This window comes from Methanosarcina sp. 2.H.T.1A.6, assembly GCF_000979455.1.
In the GTDB taxonomy this organism is placed as follows: Archaea; Halobacteriota; Methanosarcinia; order Methanosarcinales; family Methanosarcinaceae; genus Methanosarcina.
Genome location: NZ_JJOY01000041.1, coordinates 16,957 through 33,792 on the forward strand (window position 1 = coordinate 16,957; position 16,836 = coordinate 33,792).

A 16,836-nucleotide genomic window follows, 5' to 3' on the forward strand; every position below is an offset into this window, starting at 1 on the left:
TTAATTTTACGCCCATCACTAGATTTTGGCATTGTATCACTTCTGTTTCAATTATATAAAATCTAATAAATATATGAGGGGGTTGGATTTATTCAGTACCTTACATGGAATTAAATAAATACGCAGAAATAACTATCTATCCGGAAGTATAATATGAAAAGAGTTCTAAAATAGGGGACAAATTCCCAAAAAAAGGTGCTCTTTCCCCTTACTGCTCGCCTGAAGCCATCAGTTTTCAGCCGTTTTGCTCTTTCGCACTTAATCCGGCATTGACGTCATATCTTTTATCGCCGTTTATCGGAATTGTGAAAGCAAAGGTACTCCCCTCGCCCGGACTGCTCCTGAACCAGACATATCCTCCGTGCAGGTGTACAATCTGCTTAACTAAAGAAAGGCCAAGCCCCGTCCCCGGGAATTTTTTGGAGGAAAATGAATCGATCTGGCTGAAGGGCTTGAAGAGTTTGTGCTGGTCCTCAGCTTTAATACCGATTCCGGTATCTTTAACCGTTATTTCTACCAGGTCTCCTTTTATTCTTGCCCCTATTGTTACAGAGCTGTTTTCATGGGAGAACTTGACAGCATTATCAACAAGGTTGTACATTATCTGGGCAAACCTGGCCTCATCCGCACGGATGCTTGTAAGCTTGCTATCCATATCGATTTCAATTTGAATATTTTTCAGGTATGTGATTGGAGACAGGAGACTTATTATCGTGTTGAGCTTATTAGCAAGTTCAAACTCCTTATAATCAAGCTCCATTTTTCCGGCTTCTACTTTAGAAAGGTCCAGAATGTCATTGATCAGATTAAGAAGGTGCTTTCCACTCCTTGAAATATTGCCTGCATATTTTAACTGCTTTTCATTCAACTCCCCGAAAACCTGTTCATACAGCAGGTCTGAGAACCCTATGATTGAGTTAAGCGGGGTCCTCAGTTCATGGCTCACATTTGCCAGGAACTCGCTCTTGGTACGGTTTGCAATTTCTGCTATTTGTTTTTCCTGATAAAGTTTTTCTACTGCTTTCTTTCCAGTAATGTTTCTGCAGGTCTCCAGGACGCCTACGATCTTGCCGTTACCGTCAGTTACCGGGATTGCCTGAATAAACCAGGTGTTGCCGTCCTCTTCAGTAAATTCCCCTGACTCTTTATTCCCTGATACAAAGATATCTTCAAGGTACAGATGCTTAACCAGGGGGCTGTTTATACCCAGAGTAGGTTTAAGGCGTTTTCCCGTTGCTTTTTCAAGGTCCACATGCATATATTCAAGAGCAGCTTTGTTTGCCCAGATGATATTAAGCTGAGGATTTACGAAAATAACCAGCTCGTTCAAAGAATCAAGCAGAACCTTCTTTTCGCGTTCCTGAGCCTTTAATTCCTGATGTACCAGGTCGATTTCATTCAGCATCCCGTTTATTTCTCTTGAGAGGCGATAGAGTTCATCGTTGTCTTTGAGAACCAATCTATTGGAAAGATCTTTTTCCGACCTGACTTTTGTAACGAAGTTGTCAATCTCAACAAGTCTAGATACGAAGAAACTGTCAAGTGCAAATTTAACTCCGGCCCCTGTCACAAGCCCGGTTAGCAAAAGGAAAAAATACATATAATTCAGGGCTTTTTTTCCATTTAAATAGAGTTCTCTTGGGAAATCAGCTCTCATAATAAGGGCAGGCTGACCTGAAACGTCCTTTAACTCAAAATAACCTGCTATTTTTTCTTTGCTGATGGGTTCGACAATATTCCTGTCCGGAAACTCCGAAAAGTTTTTAAATTTCATTTGAATCTCAGGGGGAATCTCCTGATCAGTTCTGTACATTAAAATGGAAGAGCAGGTAGTTTGATTGAAATAATCAAGAAGATCACTGTCAAAGTACCTCCCGAAAATCAAAGTGCCCTTCATAGGCCCCTGATACTTTGTCGTAAGGATTGGATGGCAGGCAATAAACATGGGGCCTTCGTCCAGCAAAACACAACTGCTTATATTGTCGTTTTCTGATTTTGTGAGAAGGGTACCTTCTTCTACCAGTTTAAGAAGCTTTTCTGGGACCGGTCTTTCTTCTCCAGAATTAATGTCTATCGATTTTGCATAGACCAGTTTCCCGGAATCATTCACATAAAGCATCACATTAACTTTGAGTTCTACAAGAGTCTCGTTCTGAAGGTCTGCATTTATATAATCCTGGTTTCCATCTTCGATAAAACGGTAAGTATCATCCCAGCAGGCCCAGTCCTGAACCATGTTATCAAGATAACTCTGTTCGGTAGAGACCACATTCTGTACCTTTTCAACATTATTCAATGTATCAGCCTGTTCAAACTCCAAAAAATTAGAAAGCTGCATATTATAGGTAAATGTAAATGTAGCAATTAAAACGGTAAAAATTAAAATTGTTATTATGAAAATTTTTTTACTGATATCTATTCCAGACACCCCAGAGACTAGAGATAAAGAAAAGCTAAAGAGCAATATAATGTATACATTAAAAAGGTGAGAGAAGTATATAAGAGTAGGGAGACATTGAAAAGAAATGTAAAACTGAGTAACACTTATCCGTCTAATTAAACTTATTAATTATATATAAAAAATTAGAATGAATCTAACTAGACATTTATAAAAAATTAAATATATTACAGGTGAAATCCACACCGTCCCCAATCATAGATTTTGGATCCCTGATTTACACACTTATTTTGAGAAAACTGGGCATAAAAAGCAGTTGCAGGCATATTCCTTGTCTTACCCCTGTTTGTGCCTGTTATCTGGTAAATCCGGGTATATACCCACTAGAGACGCAATTCTGGCGACTGAGCGCCGGTTGACAAGTTATGCTTCAGATGTGACTTCAAGGACTTCCTGAGCGATCTGGATAAGCCTGAACCAGGTGTTCAGGGCAGAACGCAGGGAAACTGCATCGTCGGCTTTAACCGTAAGTACAAGGCAATTTGCACCTTCAAGGGACAGCCCTATTCTTGACCTTTCAGAGAAGTTATCATTAAGCTCTGGAAGGACAGCCTGATAGATCTGTTCAACAGTTTCGGTTTCAAATGTAAACTCTGCGGAAAGTTTCAAAGAACTCCTCCTGGGAAGAATCCGGGTCTAAAAATCTTAACTCTTAAACTGGCTATGGATTCTAACTTTATCTTTAAAAGGTTTATTCTGAAAACTTAACTCTTAAATCCGGGTAAGGAATCAGGAAAGTTGATATTAAAATTTACTCCTGAAAATAGACTGAAATTCCTCAGAAAACCTGAAATTCCAGAAAATTCAGAAAAAAGGGTTGAAAAAGGGTGTCCGGTCAGTACTTTTTGAAACCTTTGACAGTAAGTTTAAAAAGGGACTTCCCGCTGCCCATGAAATCGACCTCTTTTTCTCCTGCCGCCATCAATGTGGAGCGGGGAGGAAGCTGATCGACCTTATCACTTTCGACCCTGTTGAAATGGAAAAAAGACTCAAATACGTCCGCAATCTCTCCCTGACCTGTAAGCACCGGTTCAACATCCGGAAACCAGTAAGAATCGATTTCCTCAGAATACCAGTCCGAAAACCTGAGGGAAAAAAGAAGCTTCCCTGCATCATCATAAAAGCCGAGTTCCCCGGGATTTCCGTGGTACTCTCCTACAACTATGAGAGGCCCGCCCTCTGCAAACTCCAGAAGTTCCTGCATTCCCATCTTGCCGCGGGAAATGCTCCTGCCGGCAATAAAGCGCGAAAGAAGCTTGCAAAGCGTCCGGGTCTTTGCAGAAGGTTTACGAGAAGAAGTAACTAACATACTTCTTACTCGGCCTTGATGCGTTTGATGGTTGTAGGACGCTCTTTAACCAGGATCCGGTGTCCGCAATACGGGCACCTGATTCCTGTGTACTCGTAGTCAATTTCCACTTTCTGTTTACATCGAGTGCACTTATAACCCATACAACCTCACATCCCTGAAAATTGTTTGTTTACTTTGCCTCAGCAAGGTTCTTCATGGTGCGCAGCAGGGTCTGACCAACGCTTGTGGAGGGGATATAGGTCCCGCCAGCGAAGGTGTGTCCGCACTTGCTGCATTTCCAGATCCCGGTTCCAATCCTTTTAACTGCAGGGCGGGCACATTTGGAGCATACATGCGGAGCTCGCATGCGTTCTTCCAGGTCTGCGACAAGCTTTCGGTCTTTTCTCCCGTACCTGGGACCAAACCTGCCTGCAGATCTGGAAATTCTTCCTTTCTTAGTGAATTTTTTTGCCATCGTTATAACTCCTTAAAATGTATTTAATCAAAGTGATAGAGCCCTTAACCGATCTATGGACTGTTAGCCCAGAGACCCGGGTTCTTCTATCACCTTAATACGTGCACTTAGACCGTAATACTGGCATTTAATATTTATAATTAATTAATCCGGCCTGATTTATTCACTTTTTGCAAGCCCTTTCAGGTAGAGTTCCCTGATTTCGGCTGCCTTTTCAAGTGCCAGGTCTATTGCCTCGAACAGTTCTGCCTCGGAAAGTGGGGCAGAACCCATTTTCTGCATGCCTGCTACAGATCCGTCCGAACTGGAAACTATGGTCAGTTTTGTTTCGCAAACTGCCTCCTCGTCAAGGGAGGGGTCAACCATCAGTTTTGAGCCGACCTTTGCAAGAGTTATACCAACAGGCATTTCTTTCATTGCAAGGGGCACGTTCTCGCCCAGTCCCTGTTGTTCGTTCGGGACGACTGTGGTCATAAGGGCTGCAATTGCAGCAAGACAGGATGCATCAATGATATTTCCGTCATTGTTCAGGATATGGACATCTATAAAGACAATCCATACGGATTCTCCCACCGTTATGCAAAGCTTCTTTATATCAATTGCGCCTGATTCCCGGATTCCCCTGTCAACGACCCTTGCCATTTCGATTGCTTCTTCTCTTGGAGGCCCGGGCTCATATTCGGGAGAAGCTATCGGGTTAAGCTCAAGGTTGGTAATAATCACTCCTTCATCCTGAGAGTCTGGAAATGGAGTTCCTTTCTGAAGCTTCACACCTACAAGAACCTGGGTGTTCCCAAGGGTAACCTTTGCAGACCCTTCAGCTTTGGAAATAATGTTTGTTTCGAGCTTGAGCTCCCTGAAATCTTTAAACCCGCGCCAGTCCTGACGCTTTCCTTTGACCATCAGGCTGTAAATATAGTCCTTCTTAAGTGTGGCTATGATTTCACTCATCTTTTTCACCTCTGTTTCCGGCTTCAGAGGGGTCTTTTACTACCTTCCAGGGACCTTCGGATTTTTCTTCTTCAGGCTCTTCTTCTGCCTCTACTGCTTCAGTGGAAGCTTCCCCGGTTTCAACCTTGGGTTCGACCTCTGTTTCAGGCTCAATAGTTTCTTCTGAGGCAGCTTCGGTTTCCTCAACTTCGGATTCTTCTTCAAGGGAGGATTCTTCTTCGACAAATTCCTCAGCTTCAGGCTCGAGTCCGATTTCCTCTTCGGCTTCTATGGAGACAGATTCTTTCTCAAGCCTGGCTTCAATTTCGTCAAACTCTTTGAGTTCAGGAGTACCTTCAAAAGAAGCTTCAAACTCATCTTCGTCTTCAAGAGCTTCTTCTAAATCGTCCTCTAAATCGTCCTCTAAATCGTCTTCAGATTCAGCCTCAAATTCTTCCTCTTCGGCCTCATCTTCGTCTTCAAGATCCTCGTCTTCCTCTTCGGCTTCGAACTCTTCGGCTTCGAACTCTTCTTCAATCTCTTCATCGAGTTCTTCATCGAAGTCAGGGATTACCTCACTGGAAAGGACATCAGCTGCAGATGGTTCTTCTGATGCCTCTGCTCCTAATTCTTCAGTTTCCTTAACAGCCTCTTCAACAACTGCTGCTTCCTGAACAGCCTCGGGGGCAGGTACGGACTCTTCTTTTTCGCCTTCCTTTTCAGTTCCTGCAGCTTCTTCCTCGGTATCCTCAACAGGAGTCGCAAACTTCTTTCTAAGGACTGCCTGCTGGATTTCAAGGATCTCCTTGCAACCTTTCTTTACGAGCTCCATACCTTTCTTAATCTCTTCCGGAGTAAGGTGCCCATCCATCTGGACAAGAGTAATTTCCCCGTCCTGGGTCATTGCTACAGGGAAGTCAGCGTCTCCGTAGTTGTCCTCATCCTTATTGAGGTCAAGCACAATCTGCCCGTCAACCTTTCCGAAAGCACAGGAGGTAATAAGGCCCTTCATGGGGATTCCGGCATCTGCAAGAGCTATACTTGAAGCATTAATTGCTGCCGTCCTTGTCCCTGCATCGGCCTGAAGCACTTCCACGAAAATATCAATTGCTGTCTTCGGAAAGAGTTCAGCCATAATCACAGGTTCGAAAGCTTCCCTGGAAACCTTTGAGATTTCGATGCTCCGCCTGCTGGGTCCCGGACGAGCACGGTCTTCCACGGAGAATGATGCCATATTATACCTGTAACGGATAACTGCCGAATCTGCGCGCTGGCTGCGGCGGGGATGAGCTTCACGGGGTCCGAACACGCCTACCAGGATCTTATTCCTGCCCCATTCAAGATAACATGAACCGTCGGCTCGCGAAAGCACGCCGATCTCAATTTTCATGGGCCTTATCTCATCCGCACGTCTCCCGTCAAGGCGCAGCCCATCGTCAGTGATTAATTTATCAGGTTTATCACTCATACTTTAATCTCCAAACAACTCCTAAACCAAAATACTCTAGAGAAGCTTACCTAAAATCTTCTTGACTCCATCCGGAATTTAATTCGTCGGGTCCAGCAGTACATCGATCTTCCTGTATATATCTTCGGAGTGATCGTCCTTTCCTGCAGTCGCACCTTTCTTCTCATTTTGAAAAAACGTAACAGGCTTGGACTCTTTCTGTCTAATCCGTTCATTTTTCAAAAAATTGTAGATCCGGTCTGTCAATCCGGAACGCTGGGCTTCAACTTCGATTTTCCGGAGAGCCTTACTCAAAAGCTCTACATCCTCGTCCTTTCCATCGATCCATATTCTGCCGTTCTGGCCTACGAAAATGCTGCAGTTTGTTTCTTTCTTCAGCATGGAGATCATGGAACCGCCGTGTCCTATTACACGGGGGACTTTTACAGGCTCAACTTCGACAATCTGGCCTGTTTTGAGTTTATGAAGGCTCGGGTCCCTCAGGGCAAGCTCGATTTTCATGGAGCTGTCTACATCTTTTACCCTGAGAATTGCAGAGTCGCCTACATTCATAATTTCAGGCATTTCCCGGGATTCGACTCTTCTCGGATATTCGGATACATGGAGCAGACCGTCATAAGGAGCTCCAATATTCAGTATCCAGTTGGATGGAGTAACCACAATAACGATCCCTATCACCACATCATTCACTGAGGGGATGTAAGCTCCCGCAAGTGGGATCACTCCAACTTTATCCTCTTTGAGGTTTTCAATACCGCAAAACGAAGAATAGATCTTGTTGTTCTTGATATACGTCCCGTATCCGGCTTTTTTCATTTCCTCGGATAGCAGGTCACCAGGGATCACTATTTTTTTATCCATCCAACATCCTCTTATAAAAGTTTAGTCTGAGCCTCTCCCTTCGTGAGATGATTTATAAGAGCGTAAAAATCAGTCTGGACTCCCGCAGGAATCCGCACTACTGCAACCCATGAGCCGTCACGCTGCCATTCTTCCTTCGTAATGCTTCCGGCTTTGGAAATATCTCCGTATGCTTTGGGAGCATATTCGGGAGGGATTTTCACAGCAATATTGATTTCTTCAAAGCGTATCGGGATAAGCGGGCGAATGGCTTTCATTGCAATAGCTACCAGCTGATCTACGCTTTTTAAAGGGTCTATGTGCACCTTTGCCTCTTCCATCGCTCTTTCTATTCGTGCGGGAGGATGCGGTGCTCTAGTCTGAGGGTTTATAGCATTTCTGGAAATGGTATAGATAACCTTTTTCTTTTTCTCTTCAAGAATTCGTTTTCTCTGATCGACGGTAAGTTGAAGCTCTCCGCTCTTCAGGATCACGGCAGCAATCTTAAAGGGATCGGTTGTCTCAAAAGAGTTGATTATATCAGACTCTGCTGCCCGGTCCCCTCTGTTTGCATCTTCGAAGATAGTTTCAACTGCCAGAATGTCTTCGAGGTTTACTTCCTCTCCTCGCTTATAGGCCAGAGCCCCTTCGGGCTCGACCAGGACTTCGAAATGTTTACTGCCTCTTTTAAGCCGGGCAGTCACTGCCTCGTCCAGGGACACCATTTTCGAATACCTTCTCTAAAATGTAAGTTTGAGATTCAGAAATTCTCTGATAACTCGTTCTTTAAATATTTATAGGTTTTATTCTTTGTTTTCAGTTCCCTTGTGTTTCTCAAGGATCTGCTGAACGTAGTTCTCAACTTCCTCAGGACTCAGTTTTCGGAATTTCTTGTCCTGAAGGGATACAACACCCACTTCAAGGGTTCCGGCATCGAACTTGCCTTCAGCTGCTTTATAGAGTGCATCCATCCCAAGGAGGATAGAAGCTTCAATATTCATATCTTCCCTGTAGTCTGCCTCAAAAACCTCAACAACTGCATTTCTGCCTGCACCTATGGCTGTTGCCTTGTACTCGAGGAGAGCCCCGCTGGGGTCGGTCTCAAAGAGCCTTGGCTTGTTGTCGTCCACGCCGGCAATCAGGAGTGCAGTTCCGTAGGGACGAACTCCTCCGTACTGGGTATAGGTCTGCTTGTGATCACAGATTTTCTTGGAGATAACCTCCACACCTATGAGTTCATCATAAGAAACCCTGTTTACCTGGGCTTCTACACGAGCCCTGTCAACAAGGGAGCGGGCGTCTGCCACGAGCCCTGAGGTTGCGGCTCCTATGTGGTCGTCAATCTGGAATATTTTTTCGATTGATGCGGCTTCCACAAGCCTGCTTGTTATTCGCTTGTCAACAAGCAGCACTACCCCATCAGCCGCCTTGATTCCTACGGCTGTTGTTCCCCTTTTGACCGCTTCGCGGGCATACTCTACCTGGAAAAGTCTTCCGTCAGGGCTGAAAACCGTAATTGCCCTGTCATAACCCATCTGTGGTGCCATCTGCATATTCCGTATCTCCTTGCCTTAATATATGTTCCATATTGTTTCAATTTTCCCGGCCAGAAACCGGTCATTTTTCCTAAAGGATTTCAAATCCGCAGAATCGTCAACTAAACCACCGCATGCCCAAAAAAGGCTTTGGTCAGTAAACGTTATTTAACCTGTGCGGATATCCCGAAAGCTCAGGAGCTTAAAGTCCCCGACCCAGTGTTCAGGTAAGGAAACCGATTATTGATTCCCTATAACGTATTTCTTCCTTATTAGAGTTTTTAGCCTTTTACACGGGACTTTCAATCCTGACAGAGTTTTTTCCTGATGAAACCAGCGGAAAATATCCCGGTTACAGGGAGTTTAAAGGCACTTTTACCCTGCAAAGCACGTTTTCCAGACATAACCCGGATTCACGCACTCCAGTAAACTTTTTAACAGAGTATTAAGGTCCATTCCAATGTTAACTATGTCCGTTAATAAAGTGTATTTACTCAGTTATAATGTTTGTGAGAGCCCGGGGCTTTTCCGGCGTTTAAATCCAGATTTGGAACCTGTAAGGAAGAATTTACCTCCTGCAGGATTCTACCCCCGAAACGCAGAGATGCCTCCAATCCAGGCTCTCAGACAACTCATGAGTAAATTACCAGGAGTCGCCTCAAAGCTGCTTTTCTGTCAATCAGTTCTGCCAATCAATATTATACTTTGTTACACTAATACTCATTCATTATAGCATATATTAGACAGCTTATTCGGCCGTTACTGAAGTTCACAACGGAAAGTTTCAGCCTGAAGTATTCCGCAGACATCCTTAAGACTGGCTGATACCTGCAGACTTCTGTCAATGCTGTAAGGCAGATATCCAGTTTTTACTTCATATAAATAAGACCGGATATAAACGAGACCACATATAAACCCTCTGAAAACCCGGATCTCAGCTCTGACATTCCTGAGTCTCAGGTCAAGCTTTCCAGAACCTTAACTTTAGCTCTTCAAGGCCCTGATTCCATGTTATCAGAAGCTTAATTACAGCTTTTCAGAAGCTTAATTACAGCTTTTCAGAAGCTTAATTACAGCTTCAGGATTTGACTTTACCTTTCCGGAAGCCGATCCCGAATCCTTATTCCTGTATTTCAGGCTCAAAGGGCCTGTAATCCTGTAGAAACTTTTCAGTAGCGCCTTTAACAGTGCCTGACGCTCCCAGCACATGAAGAGTTGCCCTTTTCCCGTTAATCCGGGTCAGCGCAGCCAGGGAGGCTCTCGTTTCTTTTACTCTGGTATGGGAGCACTGGAGAATTCCGATTCCGCCTTCAAATCCCAGCACCTTAATATCACAGTCGCTGGTTGTAACATCTCCGATCAGCGATGAAGCAGAGGAAATAACTTCCCTTACGATATCGTTTCTGCTTGCAGGCTCTTCAGAGATCAGTTCAAAAGCAAGATAGCGCTTTCTAGCGCGGAGCGAAGGAAGCAGGCGTTTCAAAAGAGATCATCTCCCTCAAGAACTTCAATACCATCCCTTACATATCCAGGACCGGGGCGGTTCTTTGTGATAATTCTTTCCGGAACAATGCTTATGGCATCAAGAGCCTCATCTTCTTCAAGTCCGCAGACCTCAGCAAGGGCAAGAGTTTCCATTGGGGAACGCAGGTCAAAGCAGGACATAGCATCACTGCAAAGGACAAGGGATACCTCGTATTTTCGGGTAAGCTCAAGGTTTGCCTTAAGGTCGGACAACAAACGGACTCGCCTTGAACCCCGGGAATGAAGAATAGGTCTAAGGGTGATACCTATTGCAACTCCATTTTCTGCAGCTGCTTTTGCCAGTACCTGGTTTAACCCGCTGCTCCTGTCAAAAGCCGGGTGGTTTAGAATGTCTACCCTGGGGTTTTCGAGCGCAGCCCTGTTGACTGCTTCGGACCCTCCGTGCACAATCAGGACATCCATTGAATTCCTGAATTTTCCGATCAAACTGTGTAATTTAGAAGGGTTTTCTTCCACAAGCTCAATTCCCCTGAAGACCTCAAAACCCTCTATTGAAGGCAGTACTGGCTTTTTATCAGGGAGTTTATCGGAATGGTTAGCAAGGGCAATCCCGTCGTATCCGAAATGCCGGGCAAGGGAAACCAGTTCCGGAGCAGTATGGTCCCCGTCCGGAGCTGCATGAACGCAAAAATCATAAAACTTCGGTTTACCCAAATAACTCCTCCACTATGGCTCCGGCTTTCTCCCAGTTCTTCGGATAGGTCTCGATCTTGACCTTTGCAATAATGGCGTCAGAAGAGTTAGTCAGTTTTACCTGCTGCAGGTATGCAGCCTGCTTGTCAAAGCGGAGGTGAAAAACCGTATCATCGTCCAGCCTCTCAGGCATTTCTTTCCTGAGCATTCCCACATCTTCTTCCGAAAAGTTTTCCCGGACAAAATGGGCAAATTTCAGGCATTCTGCCTTCTTTTTAAGCTGTAAGCTAAGGATAGTAATTGGATTTCCATGGTGCCCTTCAGCCTCAAGCTCTTCTATGAGCTTATCTCTGTCCTTTACGCCGGCACCTAATAAAAAAAAGTCCAGAGTCTCGCGGACTCTGGATACGTCTTCGGTTGCGTGGGCGATCACACGCATTGTTATGTGATGAATCACTTGCCTCGACTCTGATTTGAACGGATGCTCGGCCTGGTCTTTTCAGTTCCCTTGCCGCGTGTAGTCATGCCTCTGCCCTTCCTGCCTGCACTGGTTTTGCCTCTGGTAGCTCTACCCCTGATGGATGAGTCACAGACCCAGTTCAGGTTCTTGTCGCTCTTAATTACAGGGTGGTGCGGGTCTACAAGGATGACTTCAAACCACTTGTGCTTTCCATCTTCCCCTACCCAGTAGGAGTTCAGGACTTCAAGGTTCGGGTATTTGCGATCTGCACGGGCTTCAGCGATCCTCTGGATGCTCATTCCGCCTGAGATCTTATTCGTCCCCATCCTCTGGGTTCTTCTTCCACGCTTTGGTCTTGATTTACCAAGCCCTCCACGGCGTACATTCACTCTGACAACGACAATTCCCTGCTTGGCTTTGTATCCAAGGGAGCGTGCCCTGTCAATCCTGGTTGGTCTTTCGATTCTGGTCACGGAACCCTGCTTCCTCCAGACCTGGAGGCGCTCCCAGCGGAGCTCGTTCACGTATGTCTCATCAGGGTTTTTCCATGCATCACGTATATATCCGTAAAAAGATTTTGACAATTTAAACACCAAGTTTCACTTATGTTTCATGGTTCAGCCCTGCCTGCAGGACCACATTCCAACGGGATCTAATCCCGAAAATGAAACATGCGATACAACTGAATCATCTGATTTAAAGCTTTGCCCCTTCAAAAGCCCTTTAAAAGCAAAGAATCCGCAAAAAGAGACACAGAGGTGCGGGTAAAGCTCAGGGGAAACCTAGAAAAAGAGTAAAGTAAATACCAGGATGCTATAAAAAAAATGGAAACTAATAAACCGTGGTGGAAGTTCTTGTAATATTCGGAAACAACTTCTACTTTAGATACGATTCAGTTTCCCGATGTTGCGTGGAAGTTCTTGCAATGTTCGGAAACAACGTACACACAATGAGAATTAACAAAATATTATTATATTGTAAACACTGTTTACATTCCGGGTTAATATGAGGCTTCACTGGATTGACGCTTTAAAAGGAATTGGGATTATGCTTGTAGTGTTTGCGCACCACAGTTTACCTGTAGCGCTTGATACTTACATATTTTCTTTTCACATGCCGCTCTTCTTTTTTATTTCCGGTCTGCTGTTTGACTTTGAGAAATATGCAGGATCGGCTGCAAATTTTGTAAAGGGGAGATTCAGGTCTCTTATTGTGCCTTACTTTTCTTTTGCACTACTCACTGGCCTGTTTTACTTTTTGCTGGATGCAGGATTTCAGCCCGGAGTCACGAATATTGAGTTTTTCGAAAACAGTACTCTTTACGGCATCTATTCCATTCTGTACGCACTTGGCCCCCTCATCTCTTATAATCCGCCTCTCTGGTTCCTGAGCTGCCTATTCGTAACCGAGATTCTCTTTTACGGGTTTGCAAAGAAGTATTACAGGGAACCGCGAAAACTTGTACTCTGGCTTATTGCAGCCGGTATCGTCGGGTATCTTTATGCGGTTTATGCACCTTCCAGGCTGTTCTGGAACGCTGATGTAGCTATCTCTGCCGTGGTCTTTTACGGAGCCGGAAATTTATTTAAAAAAATCACAGAGCCGGAAAAAGAGTCTGGATCTGGCTCAAGCCTTAATTCAGGCTCAGGGCTGAGTGCAGGTTTGAGTCAGAATGCAGATTTGAGTCTGAGCTCAAGTTCGAGCCTTAATTCGGGTTCGGGGTTCAGAGAAAAGTTCGTCCGGGCTGAGAAGGTTTTCCCTGTGGTTTTTGTCCTTCTGAACCTGCTGTATCTTGGATACCTCCTGGAGTTCCCTACAACCGATAAGGTCAACATGAACGTGCTGAAATACGGAGGCTTCTTCTCGTATTATCTTCTTGCTTTCTCAGGGATCTTTGCCTTTGTTTATCTATTCAAAAAAATCGGAAGTTCAAGAATCCTGGAATATTACGGAAGAAATAGCCTGATTGTGCTTGCGCTCCATTTTCCTATAAAGGATGTCCTGACAAAACTGGCACTTCTGAGTTTCGGGGTCGAGCTTGAGTATTTCTATTACAATGTGACTTTTGCTCTGAGCTTAACCGTGCTGAATCTTATTTGCCTGGTACCTGTGATCTTCATCATTAACAACTATTTTCCCTTCATACTGGGGAAAAAGAAATCTTCGAAGGCTTTGAAAGCTTCCTGACCAGGTTCAGGAAGCCTGTAAATTAATAAAGCTGATCTGTCGATTCTGAAAAATAGTAAATATCTTCAGCCGAAGACTTTAAGATCTTAATGACCTTCGGAGAAGATTAATATTTTAAAATTAATACAGAGTTGGAGGAATATGGTTGCGGCTTTCAAAAGGTTCTATTGAACCTGGTTCTGTTGGACCTGTTAAAAAAACAAGTATTAAGTCTGCTTTTAATCCTGCGGCATTGAAGATAACTATTCTTTTGCTGGTCCTTCTCTGCTTGGTACCCTCAGCCAGTGCAAGAGACTACGCGCTGGAAGAAGCAGCAACGAATATAACTATTGATCCCAGCGGCTTAGTCCACGTTGAAGAATCGATATCCTACACATTTGAAGGGAATTATCAAGAAGTTTTTAGAATACTCGAGGTGTCCCCCGGAGAATCCATCCGGAATATCCAGGGATATTGTTCAGAAGAAGCATGTAACTTCAGAGTTGAACAGACTTCCGAAGGCTACGAGTTGATAGGTGAGCTTCCGACCCCCACTCCGGAAAAAGTGACCTTTTTTATTTCCTACGACCATTATGGCGCAGTCAAGGTCCACAGCGATGTTTCCGAATTTCATTATAAGCTGTGGGGCGAAGAATGGGAGAAAACTCTGGGAAGCTTGAAGGGAAGCATTACGCTCCCTGTGGAAAACGAAAGTGATGTCCAGTACTGGATTCATCCGACCGGTTATACGCAGGCTGCGGGTGTAGAACAGAATGTGCTCAATTTACAGACATCCGAAATTCCCTCAAATAAATGGTATGAGATCAGAGTTGTTTTCCCAAGAATTGAATCTCCCAATTCCAGCCTGGTCCAGGTAGACAATGAAGCGGGCCTTGAAAAAATAAAATCCATTGAGAATGAATATGAAATGAAAGGCTGGATCTTAAAGGGCCTTTATAATCTGGCAATTGTATTTGCGATCTTTGCCCTGGCATTTCCCTTCATCATTTATTTCAGGTATGGGAGAGAGCCAAAAATAGATTATGAGGCAATATATGAGAGAGAACCTCCTACTGATTCCAGCCCTGCCGTAGTTAATGCCATAATGCAGGGGAATATAGGTACTCCTACAATGGACGGGTTTACAGCCACGGTCATGAACCTTGCTAACCTTGGTTATATTACTCTCCGCACTGTAAAATCAGAAGAAAGCAGGGCATTGGGCCTGTTCAAATCCGAATCTGAAAACATTTTAATTGAACTCGTCAGTCCGGACTCCTCCGAGATAGCTAATGGAAAGCTCCCAATATTGGAAGATTTCGAAAAAGATGTGTTCAATTTATTGAAAAAACATGCTACCGAAAATAAGGTTTCCTGGGATAAACTGAAAAAGGAACTTGGAAAGGGAACCGATTTCTATCAATTTGTGCTGGCCTGGAATAAAAAAGTTGAAAAGCATATTGTAGTTGAGAAACTCTTCCGGTCCACAGGGAACACATATATGGGTATTTTCGGTGTGGCAACTATAATAGCGGCAGTTGTTTATTTTGTTGTAATTTCCAAATATTTCCCTTCAGAATCCTTTCCTCTTGCATCAAATGTGAATATACTGGTGGCTTTAGTTGTATTCTTCGGGATAATTATGATAATTTTCTCCGGGACGTTCGAAAAGGTAATGGGCCACTGGACCCCTGAAGGAAAGCTCTATTATGAACGCTGGGATAACTTTAGAAAATATCTCACCGATTTTTCTGCTCTCAAAGAGCATCCGCCGGAATCAATAAAGATCTGGGACTCTTACCTGGTGTATGCAACTGCTCTGGGAGTCGCAGAAGAAGTCCTTAAAAACATGTCTTTAGTTGTTCCTGATGAACAGCTGAAATACAGTCACTTCTACTATGTACAACACAGTTACAGCCAGTTCGGGTCCGGTTTTGGGAGTGCCTATTCGGCATCAGCTCCATCTTCAAGCGGAAGTGGAGGCGGTGTCGGCGGCGTGGGCGGCGGCTCAGGTGGCGGCGGCGGTGGTGCAAGATGATGCCGTGTAAATGCCAGGTAAAGTACTTTTGATAAGGAGATGGTGATCTATATGATAGTAGAAATTATGGTAATAGTAGTAATAATTCTGGGTTTGCTCTTCGTTATAATTTACAATGACCTTATAAAGCAAAGAAACCGGGTAGAAAATTCCTGGGCTCAGATAGAAGTCCAGCTGAAAAGGCGTTATGACCTCATCCCCAACCTGATAGAAACGGTGAAAGGGTATGCGAAACACGAAAAAACCCTTTTGGAAAACATTACAAAAGCAAGGGCTGCAGTAATGTCTGCAAATAATGTAAATGAAACTGCAGAAGCATCCAATTACCTCTCATCTACTCTGAAATCCCTTTTTGCAGTTGCAGAAAACTATCCGGACCTGAAGGCCAACCAGAACTTCATGCAGCTCCAGAAAGACCTCATGGAGACCGAAAACAAAATTGCCTATGCAAGACAATTTTATAATGATACCGTTATGAAATATAATATCAGTATTCAGACAATCCCTAGAAATATTGTTGCATCTTTGATGGGATTCAAGAAAAAAGATCTATTTGAAACCCTGCAAGCCGAAAGGGAAGTTCCTAAGGTCGAGTTCTAATAATGTACACTGGTTCAGGTTACTGAACCAGTTTACTAATTTTCGATTACTTTTACTTGCTGTTTTTTGTTTGTTTGTTTGTTTGTTATCAGCTTCACCGGCATTTTAATCTGTTAGGTTCTTACACGTATCCCGGTCTTTTCATTTTCTGGTTTTTAGAAACGACATGATATAGCTAATATTGTTACGACGAGGCAGAGTTCTGGATTCAAAAATTTGAATTAAGAAGAGAAACGAAGAATCTTAAAAGTGCAGGTGGTATGCAGTCAATAGGTTAATATTATCCAAGGGCAAGCTGGAACGGCATCTTTCATATCTTTTGTCCCGCGCCGCTCCCCCGCCTGGGCCGTTGGGCTTCGATCAAATTAAAGCGTAATCTTCATCCGCACTGGGAAAA

Annotated in this window: 17 protein-coding genes; 3 read left to right on the forward strand and 14 right to left on the reverse strand. The window is 44.0% G+C overall.

The genetic code is table 11. The features are described from left to right. Nucleotides 1–235: 235 nt before the first annotated feature. The 14 genes from EO98_RS11800 to EO98_RS11860 all read right to left on the reverse strand — a co-directional run bounded on the left by EO98_RS11800 (nucleotide 236) and on the right by EO98_RS11860 (nucleotide 12,219). Nucleotides 236–2,338, reverse strand: a complete 2,103-nt coding sequence (locus tag EO98_RS11800; protein ID WP_235283609.1) for a CHASE4 domain-containing protein — start codon at nucleotides 2,336–2,338, stop codon at nucleotides 236–238. A 483-nt stretch (nucleotides 2,339–2,821) separates the two neighbouring features. After that, nucleotides 2,822–3,067, reverse strand: coding sequence for a KEOPS complex subunit Pcc1 (locus tag EO98_RS11805; RefSeq protein WP_048140539.1), 246 nt, complete (start codon nucleotides 3,065–3,067; stop codon nucleotides 2,822–2,824). Between the two features lie 226 nt (nucleotides 3,068–3,293). Further along, a complete protein-coding gene (locus EO98_RS11810; RefSeq protein ID WP_048140541.1) occupies nucleotides 3,294–3,767 on the reverse strand; it encodes an rRNA maturation protein in 474 nt (157 codons plus the stop codon). Nucleotides 3,768–3,772: 5 nt separating this feature from the next. Further along, nucleotides 3,773–3,910: a DNA-directed RNA polymerase subunit P gene (locus EO98_RS17930; protein ID WP_011021777.1), complete on the reverse strand. Its 138-nt coding sequence runs from the start codon at nucleotides 3,908–3,910 to the stop codon at nucleotides 3,773–3,775. 29 nt (nucleotides 3,911–3,939) lie between these two features. Further along, complete coding sequence (locus tag EO98_RS11815) at nucleotides 3,940–4,224, reverse strand: 50S ribosomal protein L37ae (RefSeq protein WP_048140542.1); 285 nt, start codon at nucleotides 4,222–4,224, stop codon at nucleotides 3,940–3,942. Nucleotides 4,225–4,383: 159 nt separating this feature from the next. Beyond that, nucleotides 4,384–5,184, reverse strand: a complete 801-nt coding sequence (gene rrp42, locus EO98_RS11820) for an exosome complex protein Rrp42 (protein ID WP_048131912.1) — start codon at nucleotides 5,182–5,184, stop codon at nucleotides 4,384–4,386. After that, complete coding sequence (gene rrp41, locus EO98_RS11825; RefSeq protein WP_048140544.1) at nucleotides 5,168–6,622, reverse strand: exosome complex exonuclease Rrp41; 1,455 nt, start codon at nucleotides 6,620–6,622, stop codon at nucleotides 5,168–5,170. Before rrp41 ends, rrp42 begins: the two co-directional genes overlap by 17 nt. 78 nt (nucleotides 6,623–6,700) lie before the next feature. After that, complete coding sequence (gene rrp4, locus EO98_RS11830; protein WP_048140546.1) at nucleotides 6,701–7,483, reverse strand: exosome complex RNA-binding protein Rrp4; 783 nt, start codon at nucleotides 7,481–7,483, stop codon at nucleotides 6,701–6,703. A gap of 11 nt (nucleotides 7,484–7,494) precedes the next feature. Next, nucleotides 7,495–8,187, reverse strand: a complete 693-nt coding sequence (locus EO98_RS11835; protein WP_048140548.1) for a ribosome assembly factor SBDS — start codon at nucleotides 8,185–8,187, stop codon at nucleotides 7,495–7,497. Nucleotides 8,188–8,265: 78 nt separating this feature from the next. Beyond that, nucleotides 8,266–9,015, reverse strand: coding sequence for an archaeal proteasome endopeptidase complex subunit alpha (gene psmA / locus EO98_RS11840; RefSeq protein WP_048140549.1), 750 nt, complete (start codon nucleotides 9,013–9,015; stop codon nucleotides 8,266–8,268). Nucleotides 9,016–10,117: 1,102 nt separating this feature from the next. Beyond that, nucleotides 10,118–10,480 carry an Rpp14/Pop5 family protein gene (locus EO98_RS11845; protein ID WP_048140551.1) on the reverse strand — a complete coding sequence of 121 codons (363 nt, stop codon included), beginning with the start codon at nucleotides 10,478–10,480 and terminating at the stop codon, nucleotides 10,118–10,120. Continuing rightward, a complete protein-coding gene (rnp3, locus tag EO98_RS11850; RefSeq protein ID WP_048131922.1) occupies nucleotides 10,477–11,196 on the reverse strand; it encodes a ribonuclease P protein component 3 in 720 nt (239 codons plus the stop codon). The genes EO98_RS11845 and rnp3 overlap by 4 nt, the downstream gene beginning before the upstream one ends. Then, nucleotides 11,189–11,614: an RNA-binding protein gene (locus EO98_RS11855; RefSeq protein WP_048140552.1), complete on the reverse strand. Its 426-nt coding sequence runs from the start codon at nucleotides 11,612–11,614 to the stop codon at nucleotides 11,189–11,191. The genes rnp3 and EO98_RS11855 overlap by 8 nt, the downstream gene beginning before the upstream one ends. A gap of 14 nt (nucleotides 11,615–11,628) precedes the next feature. Continuing rightward, nucleotides 11,629–12,219: a 50S ribosomal protein L15e gene (locus tag EO98_RS11860; protein ID WP_048131926.1), complete on the reverse strand. Its 591-nt coding sequence runs from the start codon at nucleotides 12,217–12,219 to the stop codon at nucleotides 11,629–11,631. 421 nt (nucleotides 12,220–12,640) lie between these two features. Between EO98_RS11860 and EO98_RS11865 the strand changes: the two genes are divergently transcribed. The 3 genes from EO98_RS11865 (at nucleotide 12,641) to EO98_RS11875 (ending at nucleotide 16,439) form a co-directional block, all read left to right on the forward strand. Further along, the gene (locus tag EO98_RS11865) at nucleotides 12,641–13,822 is read left to right on the forward strand and encodes an acyltransferase family protein (protein ID WP_048140554.1); all 1,182 of its coding nucleotides are present in this window, start codon (nucleotides 12,641–12,643) and stop codon (nucleotides 13,820–13,822) included. Nucleotides 13,823–14,054: 232 nt separating this feature from the next. After that, complete coding sequence (locus tag EO98_RS11870) at nucleotides 14,055–15,839, forward strand: DUF2207 domain-containing protein (RefSeq protein ID WP_235284788.1); 1,785 nt, start codon at nucleotides 14,055–14,057, stop codon at nucleotides 15,837–15,839. Nucleotides 15,840–15,890: 51 nt separating this feature from the next. Beyond that, nucleotides 15,891–16,439: a LemA family protein gene (locus EO98_RS11875; protein WP_048131934.1), complete on the forward strand. Its 549-nt coding sequence runs from the start codon at nucleotides 15,891–15,893 to the stop codon at nucleotides 16,437–16,439. The last annotated feature ends 397 nt before the right edge of the window (nucleotides 16,440–16,836 follow it).